This is a genomic window from Paucibacter sp. PLA-PC-4 (assembly GCF_026241155.1).
In the GTDB taxonomy this organism is placed as follows: domain Bacteria; phylum Pseudomonadota; class Gammaproteobacteria; order Burkholderiales; family Burkholderiaceae_C; genus Roseateles_E.
This window is the reverse complement of sequence record NZ_JAPFGP010000010.1, coordinates 15,377-33,496: the sequence shown is the minus strand read 5'-3', so window position 1 is coordinate 33,496 and position 18,120 is coordinate 15,377. Positions and strand designations below refer to the sequence as shown.

The window sequence follows — 18,120 nt, the reverse complement described above, 5'->3', positions numbered from 1 at the left end:
AGACCATGCTCTATCGTGAGAACGGCCAGTTCAAGACCTCGTACCGGACCGACCAGCAGATCTTCCCGATCGCGCAAGACCGCTTTGTCATCGGCCTGATCATCGCTGCGGCTCTGCTGCTGGTGCCGGCCCTGGCAGACGAGTACATGCTGCGGGCCATCTTTATCCCCTTCCTGATCCTGTCGCTGGCAGCGATCGGGCTCAATATCCTGGTCGGCTACTGCGGACAGATCTCGCTGGGCACCGGCGCCTTCATGGCGGTGGGTGCGTATGCCGCGTACAACTTCTTCGTCCGCATTCCCGGCATGCCGCTGATCCCGGCCCTGCTGCTGGGCGGGCTGTGCGCTACCGTGGTCGGCGTCTTCTTCGGCATTCCCTCGCTGCGCATCAAGGGTCTTTACCTGGCGGTTGCTACGCTGGCCGCGCAGTTCTTCACCGACTGGGCTTTCCTTCGCATCAAGTGGTTCACCAATGACTCGGCCTCCGGCTCGGTCAGCGTCTCGGGCCTGCAGGTGCTGGGCATGCCGATCAACACGCCGCTGCAGAAGTACCTGTTCTGCCTGCTCTTCGTGATCGTGTTTGCCTGGTTGGCCAAGAACCTGGTGCGCGGCCATATCGGCCGCTCCTGGATGGCGATGCGGGATATGGATGTGGCGGCCAGCGTGATCGGCATCCGGCCGGTGCAGGCCAAGCTCAGCGCCTTCGCGGTCAGCAGCTTTATCGTCGGCGTGGCCGGCGCGCTGTGGGGCTTTGTGCATCTGGGCTCCTGGGAGCCGGCGGCCTTCTCGATCGACCGCAGCTTCCAGCTGCTCTTCATGGTCATCATCGGCGGGCTGGGCTCCATCATGGGCAGCTTCTTCGGCGCCGCCTTCATTGTGATCCTGCCGATCTTCCTGAACCAGGCGCTGCCGGCGCTGGGCAGCTTGTTCGGCATTAATGTCGACACCGCCCTGGTCAGCCACACCGAGGCGATGGTGTTTGGCGCGCTGATCGTGTTCTTCCTGATCGTCGAGCCCCATGGCCTGGCCAAACTCTGGTCCACCGCCAAGGAAAAGCTGCGCCTCTGGCCTTTCCCGCACTGAAGTCAAGCCATACCAACCCGGCACCACAGAGTGCTTTTTTCTAGGAGACAAGCATGACGACGTTGAATATCAGGCGCTTTGCGCTAGCGGCCACCCTGGTCGGTGCCGGCCTGGCCTCGCTGGTCACGGCCCCGGCCTTCGCCCAGGCCAAGGAACAATTCTTCCCGGTGCTGGTCTACCGCACCGGCGCCTACGGCCCCAACGGCACACCCTGGGCCAACGGTTATGTTGACTACCTGAAGCTGGTGAATGCCCAGGGCGGCATGAATGGCGTCAAGATCTCCTTCGAGGAGTGCGAGTTCGGCTACGCCACCGACCGCGGGGTCGAGTGCTACGAGCGCCTGAAGGGCAAGAATGGCGGCGCCACCGTGTTCCAGCCGCTGTCCACCGGCGTGACCTTCGCGCTGACCGAGAAGGCCCCGGCCGACAAGATCCCGCTGATCACGGCCGGTTACGGCCGCAGCGAAAGCCAGGATGGTGGCGTGTTCAAGTGGAACTTCCCGCTGATCGGCACCTACTGGATGGCCGCTGATGTGCTGATCCAGCATCTGGGCAAGAAGGAGGGCGGGCTGGACAAGCTCAAGGGCAAGAAGATCACCCTGGTGTATCACGACAGCCCTTATGGCAAGGAGCCGATCCCGCTGCTGCAGGAGCGCGCCAAGATGCATGGATTCGAGCTCAACTCGATCCCGGTGACCCACCCTGGCGTCGAGCAGAAGTCGGCCTGGCTGCAGATCCGCCAGCAGCGTCCCGACTATGTGCTGCTGTGGGGCTGGGGCGTGATGAACACCACCTCGCTGAAGGAAGCGCAGGCGACCGGCTATCCGCGCGAGAAGATGTACGGCGTCTGGTGGGCCGGCGCGGAGCCGGATGTCAAGGACGTGGCCGATGGTGCCAAGGGCTATAACGCGCTGACCATGCAGCATGGCGTGCACCCGGATGCCAAGGTCACGCAGGCCATCCTCACCCAGGTCCATGCCAAGGGCCAGGGCACCGGCCCGAAGGACGAGGTCGGCCAGGTGCTGTATATGCGGGGCATGATCTCGGCGATGCTGGCGGTCGAGGGCGTCAAGCGCGCCCAGGAGCGCTTCGGCAAGGGCAAGGTCATGTCGGGCGAGCAGGTACGTTGGGGCCTGGAGAACCTGGCGCTGGACCAGAAGAAGCTCGATGGTCTGGGCTTTGCCGGCGTGATGCGTCCGGTGTCGACCTCCTGTGTCGACCATATGGGCTCGGCCTGGGCGCGCATGCAGACCTGGGACGGCAAGAAGTGGGCCTTCAGCTCCGACTGGTACCAGGCTGACGAGATGATCATGAAACCCATGGTCAAGCAGGCCGCCGACAAGTACGCCGCAGAGAAGAAGCTGGACCGCCGCACTCCTGCAGACTGCCAGTCTTGATTGCATCCTTCCCTTTCGCGTCCCGCTGAGGGGCGCGAGGGCTCCCCATGGAGCCCTTGTCACAGCGCCGCGAGCGGCGTTGTGACGAGTCAACGAGGCTGAGACCATGAGCAATATTCTTCTGAACGTCAACGGCATCGAGGTCATCTACAACCATGTGATCCTGGTGCTTAAGGGGGTCTCCTTGCAGGTCAAGGAAGGTGCGGTCGTGGCCTTGCTGGGCGGCAATGGCGCGGGCAAGACGACCACCTTGCGTGCGGTTTCGAACCTGCTAGCCGGCGAGCGCGGCGAAGTCACCAAGGGCAGCATTGAGCTGCGCGGCGAGCGGATCGAGAAGCTCAGCACCTCGGCGATGGTGGATCGCGGCGTGATCCAGGTGATGGAGGGTCGGCATTGCTTCGCCCACCTCAGCATCGAGGAAAACCTGATGACCGGCGCCTACACCCGCAAGGACGGCAAAGCGGCGGTGGCCCAGACCCTGGAGAAGGTCTACAACTATTTCCCGCGCCTGAAGACGCGGCGCACATCTCAGGCGGCCTACACCTCGGGCGGCGAGCAGCAGATGTGCGCGATTGGCCGAGCGCTGATGGCCAACCCGAAGATGGTGCTGCTCGACGAGCCCTCGATGGGTCTGGCGCCGCAGATCGTCGAAGAGGTGTTCGAGATCGTCAAGGACCTGAACACCAAGGAAGGCACGACCTTCTTCCTGGCCGAGCAGAACACCAATATGGCACTGCGCTATGCCGATTACGGCTACATCCTGGAGAACGGGCGCGTCGTGATGGATGGCGAGGCCAAGGCCCTGCGCGAGAACGAGGACGTCAAGGAGTTCTACCTGGGCATGGGCGGCGGCGATCGCAAGAGCTTCAAAGACGTCAAGAGCTACAAGCGCCGCAAGCGTTGGTTGGCCTGACTGGGGAGCGCGTGCGATGACCGATGACGAACCCCAGGACTTTTTTGCCCCACCGCTCTTCAAGCCCGACCTGGCCCTGATCCAGCTCAAGCGCGCCTTGCGCGATGTGCGCCAGCTCAGTGAGCGCGGCAACGGCTTCACCGTACAAGGCATGAGCGTGATCGAGCTGAGTATTGACGCGACACAGCTGACGGCCCGACTGGCCCGGCGGCCGTCGCGCAGCCCCGAATGGGACAGCAGGACCTGCAAAAGCAACACCGATGTGCGCGCGCTGCAGGACGAGATCAAGAAGCGCCTGGCGCGCTGGACGGATGACAAAAATGAGTAGTAGCACGGCTTTCCACGATGCCCTCGAAACCCGCGACCCGGCGCAGCGCGAGCAGGTCTTGATGGCAGCGCTGGCCGGCCAGATCGCCCATGCGCAAAGCCGGGCGCCAGCCTTTGCCGAGCTGCTGGCCGGTGTCGAGGCGGCGACCATCAGCAGCCGCTCGGCGCTCGCCCGCCTGCCGGTGACGCGCAAGCATGAGTTGCTGGAGCGCCAGCAGGCACAGCGACCGGGCCAGCCCTTCGGTGGCTTCGCTGCGATCGGCTGGGGTACGGCCCGGCGCGTGTTTCAGTCGCCTGGCACGATTTACGAGCCGGAGGGCCGGGCCGGCGACTACTGGCGAGTCGCCCGCGCCCTACATGCGGCTGGCTTTGCGGCCGGAGACCTGGTGCATAACAGCTTTAGCTATCACCTGACCCCGGCCGGCTCGATGATGGAGACAGGCGCCCATGCGCTCGGCTGCACGGTGTTCCCCGGCGGTGTCGGCAATACCGAGCTGCAATTGCAGGCCATCGCCGAGCTGCGGCCCGATGCCTATGTCGGCACGCCCAGTTTCCTGAAGATCCTGCTCGACAAGGCGACCGAGGCCGGCCAGGCGCTGTCCCTCACCAAGGCCCTGGTCAGCGGTGAGGCCTTCCCGCCCTCGCTGCGCGACTGGCTGATCGCGCGCGGCGTGCAGGGCTACCAGTGCTACGCCACCGCCGACCTGGGCCTCATCGCCTATGAGACGGTCGCCCGCGAGGGCCTGGTGCTCGATGAGGGCGTGATCGTCGAGATCGTGCGTCCCGGCAGCGGTGATCCGGTGCCGGATGGAGAGGTCGGCGAGCTGGTCGTCACGACCTTGAACGCCGACTACCCGCTGATACGCTTTGGCACCGGCGACTTGTCTGCCGTGCTGCCGGGCAGCTGCCCGACCGGCCGCACCAACACCCGCATCAAGGGCTGGATGGGCCGGGCCGACCAGAGCGCGAAGGTGCGCGGCATGTTTGTCCACGCCGGCCAAGTGGCCGAGATCGCCAAGCGCTTCCCGGAGGTATTGCGCGCACGGCTGGTGGTCCAGGGCGAGATGGCCCAGGACCGCATGACCTTGAAGCTGGAGGTGGCCGATGCGGCCGAAGGTCTGGCCGAGCTGGTGGCTGGCGCGGTGCGCGACGTTACCAAACTGCGCGCCGAGGTGCTGCTGCTGGCGCCCGGCACCCTGCCCAACGACGGGCGGGTGATCGAGGACGCGCGCAAATATGACTGAGGCGGACGACTGAGGCGGCCCGCGCTCAGAGTCAGCGCGTTGCCAGCAGTTCAGGTGGCGCGGCCGGGTCCCGCAAGTTGGCGGCGGCCATGCGGGATGCGGCCCCGGAGCTCAGTGCCACCAGATACTGGGGCACCGGCAGCCGCGAGCTCGGCTGCGCCACGGTGCTGCGGCCGCTGAGCTGCCACTCGGCAATCCCGCCGACGAACCACAGCACATGGCCGGTTGCCACGGTCCGCAGCGCGGTGTAAAGCGCTTGGGCCTGGGTGTCGCCTGCATTGCCGTAGATCACCACGTCGCGGGACAGGTCGATGCCGGCGGCCGACACCGCCGCGCTGAATGCCTGCACATGGCCCGAGGCCAGCCATTGCAGGCAGGCCTTCACATCGAGTTGCACCGCGCCGGGTAAGACCTGGCCTTGACCGGGCGCGCGCACGTCCCAGGCTTGCGCGCCTTCTTGCAGGCGCTGTGCCGCCGCGGTTGCCGAAACAATCTCTGCCTGGGCCAGACCCGAGGCGAGCAGCAGTGCGGCGGCGAGAGCGGGCAGGCGGCGGGCGGTGGTGGCGATGTTCATGCCCGAACTCTAGAAGCCGGGACTTATTCGGTCCAATACAGATTCGCAGGATCAATATTCGATGTCGATATATGGAACTCGGCGGCACTTACGTATTTCCCGCTACGCCATGCGCACAAGCGCCCCCTAGCATTGCAGGCCTGAACCTACTACACAACGAGGATGACGATGAAGAAGTTCATGCTGGCTGGTCTGGCCACCGTTGCTGCCGGTGCTGTCTGGGCCGAGTATCCCGAGAAACCCGTCAACATCGTGGTGCCGTTCTCGGCCGGCGGCCCCACCGACAAGGTGGCGCGTGATCTGGCCGAGGCGCTGCGCAAGCCACTGGGCGCCACCATCGTGATCGAGAACGTCGGCGGCGCTGGCGGCACGCTGGGCGCCACCAAGGTGGCCAAGGCCGCGCCGGATGGCTACACCCTGCTGCTGCACCATATCGGCATGGCGACCTCGCCGGCCTTGTACCGCAATATGCAGTACAAGACCCTGGACGACTTCGAGTACCTCGGCATGGTCAATGAAGTGCCGATGACCTTGATCGGCAAGCCCGGACTGCCGGCCAACAACTATGCCGAGTTGACCAAATGGCTGGAAGCCAACAAGGGCAAGGTCAATCTGGCCAACGCCGGCCTGGGCGCCGCCTCGCACTTGTGCGGCCTGCTGTTCCAGAGCGCCGTCAAGATCGACATGACCACGGTGCCCTACAAGGGCACGGGACCGGCGATGACCGATCTGCTGGGTGGCCAGGTCGACATCATGTGCGACCAGACCACCAACACGACCAGCCAGATCGAGTCGGGCAAGGTCAAGGCCTTCGCCGTCACAACTACCAAGCGCCTGACCACGCCGGCGCTGGCCAAGCTGCCGACGCTGGATGAGGCCGGGCTGAAGGGATTCAGCGTTTCGATCTGGCACGGCCTTTACGCACCCAAGGGCACGCCCAAGGCTGTGGTCGACAAGATCAACGCGGCCGTCAAGGTCGCGCTCAAGGACGCCGACTTCATCAAGCGCCAGGAAGCGCTGGGTGCCGTCATCGTCACCGACAACCGCCTCAACGGCGCCGAGCACAAGAAGTTCGTCGAAGCCGAGATCAACAAATGGGGCCCGGTCATCAAGGCGGCTGGTCAGTACGCCGACTGATTGATCCAGACTTGTCCCGCGTGTCAGGAAACCCGCCACTCGGCGGGTTTTTTAATTCAGCCCTTGGCGCGGCAGATCACCGCCAGCTTGTTGCCGTCCAAGTCGCGGAAATAGGCTAAGTACATGTCGGGGCCGTAGACCTCGCGCAGACCCGGCGCTCCCTCATCGGCGCCACCTGCCGCCATTGCGGCTGCGTGCACGGCTTGCACCTGCTCGCGCGTCTCGGCGCTCAGGGCCAGCATGCAGCCATTGCCCACCGTAGCCGGCCGACCGTCGAAGGGCTTGCAGATCCACAAGGTCGAGTTGGCATTGGGCTGCGTCGCCGATTTGTAGCCGACCATGTTCTCGTCGGCATAGCTGCGCTGCTGACCCAGCGGCGCCAATACGGCGTCGTAGAACAAGGCGGCACGACCGGGGTCGACAGTGCCCAAGGTGGCGTAGCTGATCATCGGAAAGCTCCTTGGCGGTTTGTCGTTCACTGAATGCGCAGCGGGATGGTCACGGGACCGTCGTTGAGCAGGCTGACCTGCATGTCCGCGCCGAACTCGCCGCCGGCCACCTCCGCATGCTGGCTCCGAGCGTAACTCAGGCAATGCTCGTAAAGCCGCCGTCCGAGTTCGGGGCGAGCCGCACCGCTGAAGCTGGGGCGGTTGCCGCCACCGGTGTCCGCCGCCAGAGTGAACTGCGAGACAATCAGCAAGCCGCCGCCGACGTCCTGCAGGCTCAGATTCATCTTGCCGGCGGCATCGCCGAAGATGCGCAGCTTCAGCGTCTTGGCAATCAACTTTTCCGCCAGTGCTTCGCTGTCCTCGGGCTCGGCGCAGACCAGCAGCAGAATCCCTGGGCCGATTCGGCCGATGGTCTGGCCGGCGACATCGACCCGGGCCTCGCTGACTCTTTGCAATACGGCGATCACGGTCACTCCTTTTGATTCTCGAAATGGGCTTCGACATCCAGCGGCAGCAGCTGGATGCTCGCGCGCAGCCCCGGCACCGCCGCCATCAGCGCTTGCTCGACCGCGTTTCGCAGGTCGGCCGCCCGACCCAGGGTCCAGGCCGGGGGCATGTGCATATGCAGATCGACAAAACGGCGCTGGCCGGCGGCGCGGGTGGCCACATGGTCAAAGCGGACCGTTTCGTCGGCAAAGCCGTCTAGCACCTGGCGGATCCGGGCCTGCGCCTCGGCATCGAGCGCCTCGTCCATCAGGCCGGCGCTCGAGTCGCGCACCAAGCGAAAACCCTCGCGCAGGATATTGCCAGCCACCAACAGGGCCAGCAGCGGGTCCAGCCACAGCCAGCCCGTCAGCAGCACGCCGATCAGGCCCAGCACGACGCCGGCCGAGGTCCAGACATCGGTGAACAGATGGCGGGCGTCGGCCTCCAGTGCGGCCGAGCGGTGCTGGCGCGCTTTCTTGAGCATGGCCCAGGCCAGGCCCCCGTTGAGCGCCGAGCTGAGCACGGCCAGACCGACGCCCAGACTTATGGACTCGACCGGCAGCGGCTCCAGCAGCCGCTGCAGCGCTGCCCAGGCAATGCCCAGGCCGGCGGCAAGAATCAGCACGCCTTCAAAGCCGCTGGAGAAATACTCGGCCTTGTGATGGCCGTAGGGGTGGTCGGCGTCGGGCGGACGCGCCGCAATCGTCACCATCGCCAACGCAAACAGGGCGCCGGCCAGATTGACCAGAGACTCCAGCGCATCAGCCGCCAGGCTGACCGAGCCGGTCCACCACCAGGCGGCGGTCTTCAAGGTGATTGTGGCCAGGGCCACCGCCACCGAGAGCTTCAAATAGGCGCTGACTTGCATGCATGCATTGTCGCGGCTGAGCCGGGCCGGCCCCTACAATGAATTCGCTCCTCAACTCGCAGCGACGACCGACACCATGAAGACCGAGCCCCCTGCTGCCGCTCTGCCGGCGCACCAGTTTGCCGATGTTTCGCACATCGCCCCGCGCGACAAGGCCGAGATCCTGTCCCAGGCCCTGCCATACATCCGCAAATTCCATGGCAAGACCATCGTCATCAAGTACGGCGGCAATGCGATGACCGACCCGGCCCTGCAGCAAGACTTTGCCGAGGACGTGGTGCTGCTCAAGCTGGTGGGGCTGAACCCAGTGGTCGTGCACGGCGGCGGCCCGCAGATCGAGGGGGCCCTGAGCCGCCTTGGCAAGAAGGGTCAGTTCATCCAGGGCATGCGCGTCACCGACGAGGAGACCATGGAGGTGGTCGAGTGGGTGCTGGCCGGCCAGGTGCAGCAAGACATCGTCGGCCTGATCAATGTGGCCGGTGGCAAGGCGGTGGGCCTGACCGGCCGCGACGGCGGCATGATCCGAGCCCGCAAGCTGAAGATGGTGGACAAGGATGATCCGAGCAAGGAGCACGATGTCGGCCAGGTCGGCGACATCGTCGCGATCGACCCGAGCGTAGTAAAGGCGCTCCAGGACGACCAGTTCATCCCGGTGATCAGCCCTATCGGCTTCGGCGAGGAGAACGAGAGCTACAACATCAATGCCGATGTCGTTGCTGGCAAGCTGGCCGAGGTGCTGAAGGCCGAGAAGCTGGTGCTCTTGACCAACACGCCGGGCGTGCTCGACAAGGCTGGCAATCTGCTGACCGACCTCAGCGCACGCGAGATCGATGCACTGTTCGCCGACGGTACGCTGTCCGGCGGCATGCTGCCCAAGATCGCTTCGGCGCTGGATGCGGCCAAGAGCGGGGTCAACGCGGTCCACATCATCGACGGGCGCGTGCCGCATGCGATGCTGCTGGAGATCCTGTCAGATCAGGCTTATGGAACCATGATCCGGTCCCACTGAGGTGAGCGGCAAGCGCCGACCGGTCTGGCTGTTCGACCTCGACAACACGGTCCACAACGCCTCGCACCATGTGTTTGGGGCGCTCAATGTGGCGATGACCGACTACATCGAAAGCCATGTCGGCGTCGAGCGCGCCGAGGCGAATCGGCTGCGTGCGCTCTACTGGTCTCGCTATGGGGCGACCCTGCTGGGACTGGTGCGCCATCATGGCGTCAGCGTGCCGCATTTCTTGGCTCAAACCCATGCCTTGCCGGGGTTGGGGGACTTGGTCCACAGCCACGCCCATGATCTGGCGGCGCTCAAGCGCCTGCCGGGCCGCAAGATCTTGCTGACCAATGCGCCGGCTGCCTACGCGCGGCGAGTGCTGGTTGCGCTGGGGCTGCAGCGCTGTTTCGAGCGGGTGATCGGCTTCGAGGAGATGCGCATGTTCGGCGAGCACCGGCCCAAGCCCGATGCGCGGATGTATCGCCATATCGCCGCCCGGCACCGCCTGCGCCTGACCGACTGCGTGCTAGTCGAGGACACCTTGGTCCATCAGAAGTCGGCCCGCTCGGTGGGCATGCAGACTGTCTGGATGCAGCGCTGGGCGCGCCAGGCACTGCATGGTCCAGAAGCCAGCGCGCGGATGCGACGCCGGCCAGTCTATGTGGGGCGCCGGATCGGTCAACTTAACAAGTTGCTGCGCTGAACGCTGCTTGGCAATCCCCAGAATCTTGCTGTTCCGGCGACACGACCACCCCCGCATGGGGGGAAGTCGCGGCTTGCGGCTGCAAGGTCTGGGCCGCAGAATGGGGCGGTCTTTTGCCTGAGCCAGATATGCCCGACTTCTCCGTGCTGATTGTGGAAGATCAGGCCAGATTCCGCGATGCCTTCCAGCTCGCCCTGGCCAGTGTTCCCGATATCGACCTGCTGGGCATCGCGCCCGACCTGCCTCAGGGCCGCAAACTCTTTGACCAGACCCAGCCCGATGTGCTGCTGGTCGACCTGGACCTGCCCGGCGGCAGCGGGATCGATCTGATACGCCATGCGGCGCAGACCCGGCCACAGTGCGATGTGATGGTGATCTCGGTGTTCGGCGACGAGCAGCATGTGCTGTCCAGTATCGAGGCCGGCGCCACGGGCTATCTGCTGAAGGACTCGCTGGCGCTGGACTTGGCCGGCCAACTTCGAACGCTGCGCTCCGGCGGCAGCCCGATCAGCCCGGTGATCGCACGGCGTCTACTGCTGCGCTTGGCGCCCGGTGCGGGTTCTGCTCCGACCGTGCCGTTGCTGGAGGATGAGTCTGCGGTGGCGCTGTCCGAGCAGGAGTCGCGAGTGCTGCATCTGGCGGCCAAAGGGTTCACTTTTGACGAGATCGCCCAGTTCATGCAGGTCTCGCCGCACACAGTGATGACATATGTGAAGCGCATCTACCGCAAGCTTCAGGTGCGCTCCAAGGTGGAAGCCATTTACGAGGCCCGCCGGCTGGGCTGGCTGCGCGACTAGCCGGCGCGCGCGCAGCCTGTGCCAGAATCGGTGCAAACCTCCCGCCCGCACCGCTTGATGCACGCATCCCCTACCGACATGACGGATCCCGCGCCCGGCGCCGCAGGCCTGGGCCATGGCGAGCCGGCCAGTCCGCGCAAGCGGCCGCGTCCGGGCGAGCGCCGGGTGCAGATCCTGCAGACCCTTGCCGGCATGCTGGAGCAGCCCGGATCTGAGCGCATCACCACCGCCGCCCTGGCCGCCAAACTGGAGGTTAGCGAGGCTGCGCTGTACCGGCATTTCGCCAGCAAGGCGCAGATGTTCGAGGGCCTGATCGAGTTCATCGAGAGCAGCGTGTTCACGCTGGTCACGCAGATCACCGAGCGCGAAGGGTCAGGTCTTGCACAGGCGCAGAAGATCGTCTCGGTGCTACTGCAGTTCGGTGAGCGCAACCCGGGCATGACCCGGGTAATGGTGGGCGATGCGCTGGTCTACGAGAACGAGCGCCTGGTGGTGCGCATGAACCAGTTCTTCGACCGTATCGAGTCCTCGCTGCGCCAGTGCCTGCGGGCCGCCGCGGAGGCGGCCGGCTCCAGCACCCCTACTGTGCAGGCCAATGCGCAGGCCTCGGTGCTGGTCAGCTTCATCATTGGTAGGCTGCAGCGCTATGCCCGCTCGGGCTTCAAGCGAGCGCCCAGCGAGCAGCTGGAGGCGGCGCTGCGCATGCTTGCCGGCTGAGCTGCCCGGCGGCCCGCCGGCCGTCCCATTAAACTGCGCGCTTATGTCTGCAGTCGAACACCTGATCGCTCGCGCCGAGGCGCTGCTTGGACGGCTCGAAGCCGTCTTGCCCCAGCCACTGATGGCGCCCGACTGGGCGGCGTCGGTGGCGTTCCGCTACCGCAAGCGCAACGGTCGTGCGCAGCTGGAGCCGGTGCGCCACGTCGCCCATATCCATCTGCAGGACCTCAAAGAGGTCGAGGCGCAGAAGGAGAAGCTGCTGCGCAATACCGAGCAGTTCGTCGCCGGCAAACCCGCCAACAATGTGCTGTTGACCGGTGCCCGCGGCACGGGAAAGAGCTCGCTGATCAAGGCCTGCCTGAATGAGTTTGCGGACCGGGGGCTGCGCCTGATCGAGGTTGACAAGAGCGATCTGGTCGACCTACCGGATCTGGTCGATCTGGTGGCAGAGCGGCCCGAGCGTTTCGTGATCTTCTGCGACGACCTGTCGTTCGATGAGGGCGAGCTCGGCTACAAGGCGCTGAAGTCCATGCTGGACGGCTCGGTCTCGGTGGCTGGCGACAACGTGCTGATTTACGCCACCAGCAACCGCCGCCATCTGCTGCCCGAGCAGATGAAGGATAACCTGGCGGTCAAGTACGATGAGAACGGAGAGCTACATCCCGGCGAGGCGATCGAGGAGAAGATCTCGCTGTCCGAGCGCTTCGGCCTGTGGGTCAGCTTCTATCCCTTCAGCCAGCAGGAGTATCTGGAAATTTGCGCCCAGTGGCAGCGCTACCACGGGATGGACGAGGCGCAGATTACGGCCAGCCGCCAGAGCGCGCTGGTCTGGGCGCTAGAGCGCGGCTCGCGCTCGGGCCGCGTGGCCTATCAGTTCGCCCGCGATCTGGCCGGGCGTGGGCAGCTCGAGTCCTTGCCGTCGAGCACTATCCATGGTGACGCACCGGAGGGCCTTGACCATGTCTGAGCCGTCGCCGCAAAGACAGCCGGTGGATGTGGCAGTCGGTGTGCTGGTCGAGCGCGATGCGGCGGGCCGGGAAGGGCGCTTTTTACTGACCTCGCGGCCCGAGGGCAAGGTCTATGCCGGCTACTGGGAGTTTCCGGGCGGCAAGCTGGAGACCGGCGAGAGCGTCGAGCAGGCGCTCAAGCGCGAGCTGCACGAGGAGTTGGGCATCACGATAGGCTCTGCCCATCCGTGGAAGATCGAGTTGATGGACTATCCGCATGCCCGCGTGCGCCTGCATTTCTGTAAGGTGTTCGACTGGAGCGGCGAGTTCGAAATGCGCGAGCAGCAGGAGATGTCGTGGCAGGGCTTGCCGGTGCAAATGCAGCCGGTGCTGCCCGGCACGATTCCTGTGCTGCAGTGGTTTGCCGCCGAGCGCGGCCATGAGGGCCCCACCCATCTGGGCTGAGTACACTGTGACCATGAACTGGTTGGATGAAATCAAGTGGGACGCCGCCGGCCTGGTGCCGGTAATAGCCCAGGAGAAGGACAGCGGTGATGTGCTGATGTTTGCCTGGATGAACCGCGAGGCTGTGCAGCGCACCGCTGAGCTGGGCCAGGCGGTCTACTGGAGCCGCTCGCGCAACAAGCTTTGGCACAAGGGCGAGGAATCAGGCCATCTGCAGATCGTTCATGAGCTGCGCATGGACTGTGACAACGATGTGCTGCTGCTGAAGATAACGCAGCAGGGCCACGAACCCGGCATTGCCTGCCACACCGGCCGCCACAGCTGCTTTTTTCAGCGCTATCAGGACGGTGGCTGGCACAGCGTCGAGCCGGTGCTGAAGGATCCGGAGAGCATTTACAAATGAGCGATATTGACAGCCTGGCCAAACTCGCGGCGGTGATCGAGTCGCGCAAGCCGGCCAACGGGGGGGACCCCGGCGCCAGCTACGTGGCCAAACTCTTCGACAAGGGCACCGACGCGATCCTTAAGAAGATCGGCGAAGAAGCCACCGAACTGGTGATGGCGGCCAAGGACGGCGATGTGCAGAAGATCGTCTACGAGACCGCCGACCTGTGGTTTCACTCGATGATTGCGCTGGTCCATTTCGGGCTCAAACCGGCCGATGTGCTGGCCGAGTTGGAGCGGCGCGAGGGCCTGTCGGGGCTCCAGGAATTTGCACAACGCACAGCGAAGGGCTGAGTCATGAACCAGACGGTCGAGACGGTGGTGCTAGACCCGGTGCGCGCGCAAAGTCTGCGCAGCATCGGCATCGTCAGCTACATCTTGCACACCATTGTTGCGGTCGGCGCGGTGCTGCCTGGTGTGCAGGCTAGCGTGCTGCTGCTGATCGTTGCGGTCATCATCGACCTGGTCAAGCGCGACGAGGCCGCCGGTACCTGGCAGGCCTCGCACTTCAGCTGGCGCCTGCGCAGCGTGATCTGGGCCGGTGTGCTGTATGCGCTGACCCTGCCGCTGTGGTTTCTATTCCTGATCCCTGGCTGGATCGCCTGGGCCCTGATCTCGATCTGGTTCCTCTACCGCATCGTGCGCGGCTGGACCACGATGAACGCCAATCAAGCGATGCCGCGATGACTCACGATCCCAATTGCCTCTTTTGTAAGATTGTTGCCGGTCAGATCCCGTCGAAGAAGGTCTACGAAGACGAGCAGGTGCTGGTGTTTCACGACATCCATCCCTGGGCGCCGGTCCACATTTTGTTGATCCCAAAGCTGCACATCGCCAGCATGGCCGATGTGGGGCCCGAGCATTCGGCGCTGTTGGGTCATATGACGGCCCTGGTGCCGCAGCTGATGCGCGAGCTCGGCGTGGTCAATGGATTCCGCACCGTGATCAACACCGGCCCGGATGGCGGCCAGGAGGTCTATCACCTGCATATGCATGCGATGGGCGGCCCCCGCCCCTGGCTCAAGGGTTGATGCGGCAATAGCCATCCCCGCTGATTTGTCATGCGCGCCAACTAGAATGGGCGCTTCGTTTCCAGGAGATAACTATGGGTTCGTTCAGCATTTGGCACTGGCTCGTCGTGCTGGTGATTGTGGTGCTGGTGTTCGGCACGAAAAAGCTCAAGAACATGGGTTCGGACCTGGGCTCTGCCGTCAAGGGGTTCAAAGACGGCATGAAGGACGGAGGCAGCAGTGATGCCGCCCAGCCGACCCAGCAGGTAACGAGCCAGAAGACGAACGACAGCAATACCGTCGACGTCGAGGCCAAGACCAAGTCTTGATTGACCCTGCATGATTGACTTCGGCTTTGACAAACTGGCCCTGATCGGCGCCGTCGCGCTGATTGTGATCGGCCCCGAGAGGCTGCCGCGGGTGGCGCGCACGGTGGGTCATCTGCTGGGCAAGGCGCAGCGCTATGTGTCGGACGTCAAGGCCGAGGTGAACCGCTCCATCGAGCTCGAAGAGCTCAAGAAGATGAAGAGCGGCATCGAGGATGCGGCGCGCGATGTCGAGCAATCAGTCAGCAAAGAGATCAACGAAGCCAACCAGGCCTTCGAGCAGAACTGGCATGAGGCCAGTGCCGGCCTTGATGGCGGCAGCACCGATCACGGCTACCAGACCCTGATGCCGCCGCCCGGCTATCAGCGCCCGAAGAAGAACTGGCGCCTCAAGCGCGGTGCCACGCCGCAGTGGTACAAGCAGCGCCAGGGCGTGCGCCAGCATGCCCAATCCGGCGCCGCCCGCGTGGCGCGCTTTCGCCCGCCCCGCAGACCTACATGACCGATTCCCACAAGTCCGACGATGAACTCGCCGGCACCGAGCAGCCTTTTGTCTCGCACCTGATCGAGCTGCGCGACCGCCTGGTGCGCGCCGCCATCGCGGTCGCGGTGTGCTTTGGCGTGCTGGCGCTCTATCCGGGGCCTTCGATGCTGTACGACCTGCTGGCCGCGCCGATGATCGCGAACCTGCCGGCGGGTTCGACCATGATCGCCACCAATGTGATCTCGCCCTTTCTGGTGCCGCTGAAGATCACCTTGATGGCCGCCTTTCTGATCGCGCTGCCGGTGGTGCTTTATCAGGTCTGGGCCTTTGTGGCGCCGGGCCTGTATTCGCACGAGAAGAAGCTGGTCATGCCGCTGGTGGTATCGAGCACACTGCTTTTCTTCGTCGGCGTGGCGTTCTGCTACTTCTTCGTGTTCGGGCAGGTCTTCAAGTTCATCCAGAGCTTCGCGCCCAAGAGCATCACGGCGGCGCCCGATATCGAGGCCTATCTGAGCTTCGTGATGAGCATGTTCATCGCCTTCGGAGCGGCCTTCGAGGTGCCGGTGGTGGTGGTGGTGCTGGCCCGCATGGGCATCGTCACGGTCGAGAAGCTGCGCGAGTTCCGCGGCTACTTCATCGTCGTAGCCTTCATCATCGCGGCCGTGATCACGCCGCCCGATGTGGTGTCGCAGTTGGCGCTGGCTATCCCGATGTGCCTGCTCTACGAGGTCGGCATCTGGGCGTCCGGCTTTTTCATCCGCTACTCCAAGGCGCCGGACTCGGCCACCGATCAGCCCTGAGCTGAGGGCTAGTCGCGCGCGCCCGGTAGCGGGCGCTGCGCTACCGTTAGCTCGAACTGCAGGGCCTTGTCGCCGCGCTGCACGGCGATGGCGGCGCTGGACTGTGGCTTGAGTGCCGCTACCGCCGCCAGCAGGTCCGCCGGGCTGAGCACCTGGGTGCCGCCGACCCGTGTCACGACATCGCCGGGCTTGATGCCTGCATTCGCGGCCGGTGCATTGACGACGACCGCGCTGATCAGCACCCCTTCGCGCACTGTCAGCTTGAAGGCTTCGGCAAACTCCGGCGTCAGCTCGCGTGTTTGCACACCGATCCAGCCGCGCGCGACTTGACCGTCCCGCACCAGGGCCTGCATCACCTGCTGCGCGGTGCTGATCGGGATTGCGAAGCCGATGCCCAGGCTGCCGCCGCTGCGCGAGAAGATCGCGGTGTTGATGCCCACCAACCGACCCTGGTCGTCGACCAGGGCGCCACCCGAGTTGCCCGGATTGATTGCGGCATCGGTCTGGATGAAGTTTTCGAAGGTGTTGATGCCCAGCTGTGTGCGCTTGAGTGCGCTGACGATGCCCGAGGTCACCGTCTGGCCGACATTGAAAGGGTTGCCGATCGCCAGTACCGCATCGCCGACCTGCAGCTGCTCGGCGTCGCCCAGCGCGATCGCCGGCAGGCCGTCGAGCTCGACCTTCAGCACCGCGACATCGGTCTCTGGATCGCTGCCGACCAGGCGCGCCTTGGCCTGGCGGCCGTCGCTGAGTTGCACTTCGATCTCGGAGGCGCCGGCCACCACATGGCTGTTGGTCAGCAGGTAGCCGTCGGCCGAGACAATCACACCTGAGCCCAGGCCGGTTTGGCCGCCTTGCTCGTCACCATCGTCTTCGCCGCGTTGGCCGCGCCGTGGCAGGCCGAAGTGAAAGCGCCGCCAGGCCTCATCGTTCTGCGCCGAGCGGCGTGGCGCTTTGCTGGCCGTGACGCTGACCACGGCGGGCGCTGCGCGCTGGGCCGCAAAACGGTAGCCCCCGCCGCCGCTCGCATCGCTTGCGGGGCGGGCGCTCGGGATGGCCTGACCCAGGATTACCGTGGGGCGCAGCGTCTCGCCGCGCTCCACCCACTCGGGCCGCAAGGTGGCGACGACAAAGTACAGCGCCAAGCCCACCGTCACGGCCTGGGAGAAAATCAGCCAAATTCTGCGCACCGCCGCTCCTGTCGCCATGCCCAACCGCCACACCATCGATGCCCACCTCAGCCAGTTGCTCGAGGTGCCTCGCTTCAAAGATTATGGGCCGAATGGTCTGCAGGTGGAGGGGCGCGAGGAGATACGCCATCTCGTCTGCGGTGTTACCGCCAGCCTGGCCCTGATCGATGCGGCGATTGCCAGCGGTGCCGATGCCATCCTGGTGCACCACGGACTGTTCTGGCGCGGCCAGGACGGCCGCGTCACCGGCTGGATGAAGCAGCGCCTGCAAAAGCTGCTGGCGCACGAGATCAATCTGTTTGCCTACCACCTGCCGCTCGATGCCCACCCGGAGCTGGGTAATAACGCGCAGCTGGGTCGGCTCTTCGGCTGGCAGGCCGAGCAGCGCTTCGGCGATCAGGAGCTCGGTTTTGCCGGGTCCTTGAGCGCCCCGCAAAGCCTGGATGAGCTGCGCCGGCAGATGGCGGCGGCGCTGGGCCGCGAGGTGCTGGCCGTGGCCGGCGACGGCCGGCCGCTGCGCCGCGTGGCTTGGTGCACTGGCGGTGCTCAGGGCTATTTCGAGGCCGCGATCGCGGCCGGGGTTGATGTCTTCGTGACCGGCGAGATATCCGAACCGCAAGCCCATTACGCCGCCGAGACCGGTGTGGCCTTCGTCGCCGCCGGCCACCACGCGACCGAGCGCTATGGCGTGCAGGCGCTGGCGCAGCGCCTGGCCACAGACTTTGGCCTGAGCCAGCAGTTCATCGACATCCCGAATCCGGCCTGA

At 65.0% G+C, this 18,120-nt stretch carries 25 protein-coding genes; 20 read left to right on the top strand and 5 right to left on the bottom strand.

The genetic code is table 11. The features are described 5' to 3' along the window. Window positions 1-5 precede the first annotated feature (5 nt). The 5 genes from OOZ63_RS16330 (at window position 6) to OOZ63_RS16310 (ending at window position 4,963) form a co-directional block, all read left to right on the top strand. Entirely contained in the window at window positions 6-1,082 is a 1,077-nt protein-coding gene (locus OOZ63_RS16330) for a branched-chain amino acid ABC transporter permease (protein WP_266006623.1), read from the top strand. Window positions 1,083-1,135: 53 nt separating this feature from the next. Beyond that, window positions 1,136-2,479 (top strand): ABC transporter substrate-binding protein, encoded by a 1,344-nt coding sequence (locus OOZ63_RS16325; RefSeq protein WP_416234741.1) that lies wholly within the window; start codon window positions 1,136-1,138, stop codon window positions 2,477-2,479. Window positions 2,480-2,585: 106 nt separating this feature from the next. Then, the gene (locus OOZ63_RS16320) at window positions 2,586-3,392 is read left to right on the top strand and encodes an ABC transporter ATP-binding protein (RefSeq protein WP_266006621.1); all 807 of its coding nucleotides are present in this window, start codon (window positions 2,586-2,588) and stop codon (window positions 3,390-3,392) included. Window positions 3,393-3,408: 16 nt separating this feature from the next. Continuing rightward, window positions 3,409-3,720 (top strand): hypothetical protein, encoded by a 312-nt coding sequence (locus OOZ63_RS16315; protein WP_266006619.1) that lies wholly within the window; start codon window positions 3,409-3,411, stop codon window positions 3,718-3,720. Then, window positions 3,713-4,963 carry a phenylacetate--CoA ligase family protein gene (locus tag OOZ63_RS16310; protein ID WP_266006617.1) on the top strand — a complete coding sequence of 417 codons (1,251 nt, stop codon included), beginning with the start codon at window positions 3,713-3,715 and terminating at the stop codon, window positions 4,961-4,963. The genes OOZ63_RS16315 and OOZ63_RS16310 overlap by 8 nt, the downstream gene beginning before the upstream one ends. 31 nt (window positions 4,964-4,994) lie before the next feature. Here OOZ63_RS16310 and OOZ63_RS16305 read toward each other — a convergent pair whose 3' ends face one another. Beyond that, window positions 4,995-5,537 (bottom strand): rhodanese-like domain-containing protein, encoded by a 543-nt coding sequence (locus tag OOZ63_RS16305; RefSeq protein WP_266006616.1) that lies wholly within the window; start codon window positions 5,535-5,537, stop codon window positions 4,995-4,997. 168 nt (window positions 5,538-5,705) lie between these two features. On the opposite strand from OOZ63_RS16305, the gene OOZ63_RS16300 reads away from it, so the two are divergent. Beyond that, window positions 5,706-6,674 carry a tripartite tricarboxylate transporter substrate-binding protein gene (locus OOZ63_RS16300; protein WP_266006614.1) on the top strand — a complete coding sequence of 323 codons (969 nt, stop codon included), beginning with the start codon at window positions 5,706-5,708 and terminating at the stop codon, window positions 6,672-6,674. Window positions 6,675-6,730: 56 nt separating this feature from the next. Here OOZ63_RS16300 and OOZ63_RS16295 read toward each other — a convergent pair whose 3' ends face one another. From OOZ63_RS16295 to OOZ63_RS16285, 3 genes are read right to left on the bottom strand one after another with little or no spacing between them, the layout of a single operon-like run. After that, on the bottom strand, window positions 6,731-7,123 hold the full coding sequence (locus OOZ63_RS16295; protein ID WP_266006612.1) for a VOC family protein: 393 nt from the start codon (window positions 7,121-7,123) through the stop codon (window positions 6,731-6,733). A 26-nt stretch (window positions 7,124-7,149) separates the two neighbouring features. Continuing rightward, a complete protein-coding gene (gene dtd / locus OOZ63_RS16290) occupies window positions 7,150-7,590 on the bottom strand; it encodes a D-aminoacyl-tRNA deacylase (RefSeq protein ID WP_266006611.1) in 441 nt (146 codons plus the stop codon). Between the two features lie 2 nt (window positions 7,591-7,592). Continuing rightward, entirely contained in the window at window positions 7,593-8,477 is an 885-nt protein-coding gene (locus tag OOZ63_RS16285; protein ID WP_266006610.1) for a cation diffusion facilitator family transporter, read from the bottom strand. Window positions 8,478-8,553: 76 nt separating this feature from the next. Here OOZ63_RS16285 and argB point away from each other — a divergent pair, with 76 nt between their 5' ends. The 13 genes from argB to tatC all read left to right on the top strand — a co-directional run bounded on the left by argB (window position 8,554) and on the right by tatC (window position 16,164). After that, window positions 8,554-9,486: an acetylglutamate kinase gene (argB, locus tag OOZ63_RS16280; RefSeq protein ID WP_137941089.1), complete on the top strand. Its 933-nt coding sequence runs from the start codon at window positions 8,554-8,556 to the stop codon at window positions 9,484-9,486. A gap of 1 nt (window position 9,487) precedes the next feature. Beyond that, window positions 9,488-10,174, top strand: a complete 687-nt coding sequence (locus tag OOZ63_RS16275) for an HAD-IA family hydrolase (RefSeq protein WP_266006608.1) — start codon at window positions 9,488-9,490, stop codon at window positions 10,172-10,174. Window positions 10,175-10,302: 128 nt separating this feature from the next. Next, window positions 10,303-10,971 carry a response regulator transcription factor gene (locus OOZ63_RS16270; RefSeq protein WP_266006606.1) on the top strand — a complete coding sequence of 223 codons (669 nt, stop codon included), beginning with the start codon at window positions 10,303-10,305 and terminating at the stop codon, window positions 10,969-10,971. A gap of 78 nt (window positions 10,972-11,049) precedes the next feature. Continuing rightward, window positions 11,050-11,688, top strand: coding sequence for a nucleoid occlusion factor SlmA (gene slmA / locus OOZ63_RS16265; protein ID WP_266006817.1), 639 nt, complete (start codon window positions 11,050-11,052; stop codon window positions 11,686-11,688). Window positions 11,689-11,731: 43 nt separating this feature from the next. Beyond that, on the top strand, window positions 11,732-12,655 hold the full coding sequence (locus OOZ63_RS16260) for an ATP-binding protein (protein WP_266006603.1): 924 nt from the start codon (window positions 11,732-11,734) through the stop codon (window positions 12,653-12,655). Beyond that, complete coding sequence (locus OOZ63_RS16255; protein ID WP_266006601.1) at window positions 12,648-13,100, top strand: NUDIX domain-containing protein; 453 nt, start codon at window positions 12,648-12,650, stop codon at window positions 13,098-13,100. Before OOZ63_RS16260 ends, OOZ63_RS16255 begins: the two co-directional genes overlap by 8 nt. Before the next feature lie 13 nt (window positions 13,101-13,113). Next, a complete protein-coding gene (hisI, locus tag OOZ63_RS16250) occupies window positions 13,114-13,503 on the top strand; it encodes a phosphoribosyl-AMP cyclohydrolase (protein ID WP_266006599.1) in 390 nt (129 codons plus the stop codon). Continuing rightward, window positions 13,500-13,838 carry a phosphoribosyl-ATP diphosphatase gene (locus OOZ63_RS16245; RefSeq protein ID WP_266006597.1) on the top strand — a complete coding sequence of 113 codons (339 nt, stop codon included), beginning with the start codon at window positions 13,500-13,502 and terminating at the stop codon, window positions 13,836-13,838. The genes hisI and OOZ63_RS16245 overlap by 4 nt, the downstream gene beginning before the upstream one ends. Window positions 13,839-13,841: 3 nt before the next feature. Continuing rightward, a complete protein-coding gene (locus OOZ63_RS16240) occupies window positions 13,842-14,231 on the top strand; it encodes a DUF4870 family protein (protein WP_266006595.1) in 390 nt (129 codons plus the stop codon). Further along, the gene (locus tag OOZ63_RS16235) at window positions 14,228-14,575 is read left to right on the top strand and encodes a histidine triad nucleotide-binding protein (RefSeq protein ID WP_266006593.1); all 348 of its coding nucleotides are present in this window, start codon (window positions 14,228-14,230) and stop codon (window positions 14,573-14,575) included. The genes OOZ63_RS16240 and OOZ63_RS16235 overlap by 4 nt, the downstream gene beginning before the upstream one ends. A 74-nt stretch (window positions 14,576-14,649) precedes the next feature. Beyond that, on the top strand, window positions 14,650-14,883 hold the full coding sequence (tatA, locus tag OOZ63_RS16230) for a Sec-independent protein translocase subunit TatA (protein WP_266006592.1): 234 nt from the start codon (window positions 14,650-14,652) through the stop codon (window positions 14,881-14,883). Between the two features lie 10 nt (window positions 14,884-14,893). Further along, window positions 14,894-15,382 carry a Sec-independent protein translocase protein TatB gene (gene tatB, locus OOZ63_RS16225; RefSeq protein ID WP_266006591.1) on the top strand — a complete coding sequence of 163 codons (489 nt, stop codon included), beginning with the start codon at window positions 14,894-14,896 and terminating at the stop codon, window positions 15,380-15,382. Beyond that, complete coding sequence (gene tatC / locus OOZ63_RS16220) at window positions 15,379-16,164, top strand: twin-arginine translocase subunit TatC (protein ID WP_266006590.1); 786 nt, start codon at window positions 15,379-15,381, stop codon at window positions 16,162-16,164. The genes tatB and tatC overlap by 4 nt, the downstream gene beginning before the upstream one ends. An 8-nt stretch (window positions 16,165-16,172) precedes the next feature. Here the strand turns inward: tatC and OOZ63_RS16215 are convergent, their stop codons facing one another. After that, window positions 16,173-17,354 (bottom strand): S1C family serine protease, encoded by a 1,182-nt coding sequence (locus tag OOZ63_RS16215; protein WP_266006589.1) that lies wholly within the window; start codon window positions 17,352-17,354, stop codon window positions 16,173-16,175. Window positions 17,355-17,370: 16 nt separating this feature from the next. On the opposite strand from OOZ63_RS16215, the gene OOZ63_RS16210 reads away from it, so the two are divergent. Next, window positions 17,371-18,120, top strand: coding sequence for a Nif3-like dinuclear metal center hexameric protein (locus tag OOZ63_RS16210; protein ID WP_266006588.1), 750 nt, complete (start codon window positions 17,371-17,373; stop codon window positions 18,118-18,120).

Excerpts from the sequence above, each read along its gene's own strand:
- OOZ63_RS16330 (WP_266006623.1), top strand. The coding sequence starts at position 6 with ATGCTCTATCGTGAGAACGGCCAGTTCAAGACCTCGTACCGGACCGAC.
- OOZ63_RS16325 (WP_416234741.1), top strand. The coding sequence starts at position 1,136 with ATGACGACGTTGAATATCAGGCGCTTTGCGCTAGCGGCCACCCTGGTC.
- OOZ63_RS16320 (WP_266006621.1), top strand. The coding sequence starts at position 2,586 with ATGAGCAATATTCTTCTGAACGTCAACGGCATCGAGGTCATCTACAAC.
- OOZ63_RS16315 (WP_266006619.1), top strand. The coding sequence starts at position 3,409 with ATGACCGATGACGAACCCCAGGACTTTTTTGCCCCACCGCTCTTCAAG.
- OOZ63_RS16310 (WP_266006617.1), top strand. The coding sequence starts at position 3,713 with ATGAGTAGTAGCACGGCTTTCCACGATGCCCTCGAAACCCGCGACCCG.
- OOZ63_RS16305 (WP_266006616.1), bottom strand. The coding sequence starts at position 5,537 with ATGAACATCGCCACCACCGCCCGCCGCCTGCCCGCTCTCGCCGCCGCA.
- OOZ63_RS16300 (WP_266006614.1), top strand. The coding sequence starts at position 5,706 with ATGAAGAAGTTCATGCTGGCTGGTCTGGCCACCGTTGCTGCCGGTGCT.
- OOZ63_RS16295 (WP_266006612.1), bottom strand. The coding sequence starts at position 7,123 with ATGATCAGCTACGCCACCTTGGGCACTGTCGACCCCGGTCGTGCCGCC.
- OOZ63_RS16285 (WP_266006610.1), bottom strand. The coding sequence starts at position 8,477 with ATGCAAGTCAGCGCCTATTTGAAGCTCTCGGTGGCGGTGGCCCTGGCC.
- argB (WP_137941089.1), top strand. The coding sequence starts at position 8,554 with ATGAAGACCGAGCCCCCTGCTGCCGCTCTGCCGGCGCACCAGTTTGCC.
- OOZ63_RS16270 (WP_266006606.1), top strand. The coding sequence starts at position 10,303 with ATGCCCGACTTCTCCGTGCTGATTGTGGAAGATCAGGCCAGATTCCGC.
- slmA (WP_266006817.1), top strand. The coding sequence starts at position 11,050 with ATGACGGATCCCGCGCCCGGCGCCGCAGGCCTGGGCCATGGCGAGCCG.
- OOZ63_RS16260 (WP_266006603.1), top strand. The coding sequence starts at position 11,732 with ATGTCTGCAGTCGAACACCTGATCGCTCGCGCCGAGGCGCTGCTTGGA.
- OOZ63_RS16255 (WP_266006601.1), top strand. The coding sequence starts at position 12,648 with ATGTCTGAGCCGTCGCCGCAAAGACAGCCGGTGGATGTGGCAGTCGGT.
- hisI (WP_266006599.1), top strand. The coding sequence starts at position 13,114 with ATGAACTGGTTGGATGAAATCAAGTGGGACGCCGCCGGCCTGGTGCCG.
- OOZ63_RS16245 (WP_266006597.1), top strand. The coding sequence starts at position 13,500 with ATGAGCGATATTGACAGCCTGGCCAAACTCGCGGCGGTGATCGAGTCG.
- OOZ63_RS16240 (WP_266006595.1), top strand. The coding sequence starts at position 13,842 with ATGAACCAGACGGTCGAGACGGTGGTGCTAGACCCGGTGCGCGCGCAA.
- OOZ63_RS16235 (WP_266006593.1), top strand. The coding sequence starts at position 14,228 with ATGACTCACGATCCCAATTGCCTCTTTTGTAAGATTGTTGCCGGTCAG.
- tatA (WP_266006592.1), top strand. The coding sequence starts at position 14,650 with ATGGGTTCGTTCAGCATTTGGCACTGGCTCGTCGTGCTGGTGATTGTG.
- tatB (WP_266006591.1), top strand. The coding sequence starts at position 14,894 with ATGATTGACTTCGGCTTTGACAAACTGGCCCTGATCGGCGCCGTCGCG.
- tatC (WP_266006590.1), top strand. The coding sequence starts at position 15,379 with ATGACCGATTCCCACAAGTCCGACGATGAACTCGCCGGCACCGAGCAG.
- OOZ63_RS16210 (WP_266006588.1), top strand. The coding sequence starts at position 17,371 with ATGCCCAACCGCCACACCATCGATGCCCACCTCAGCCAGTTGCTCGAG.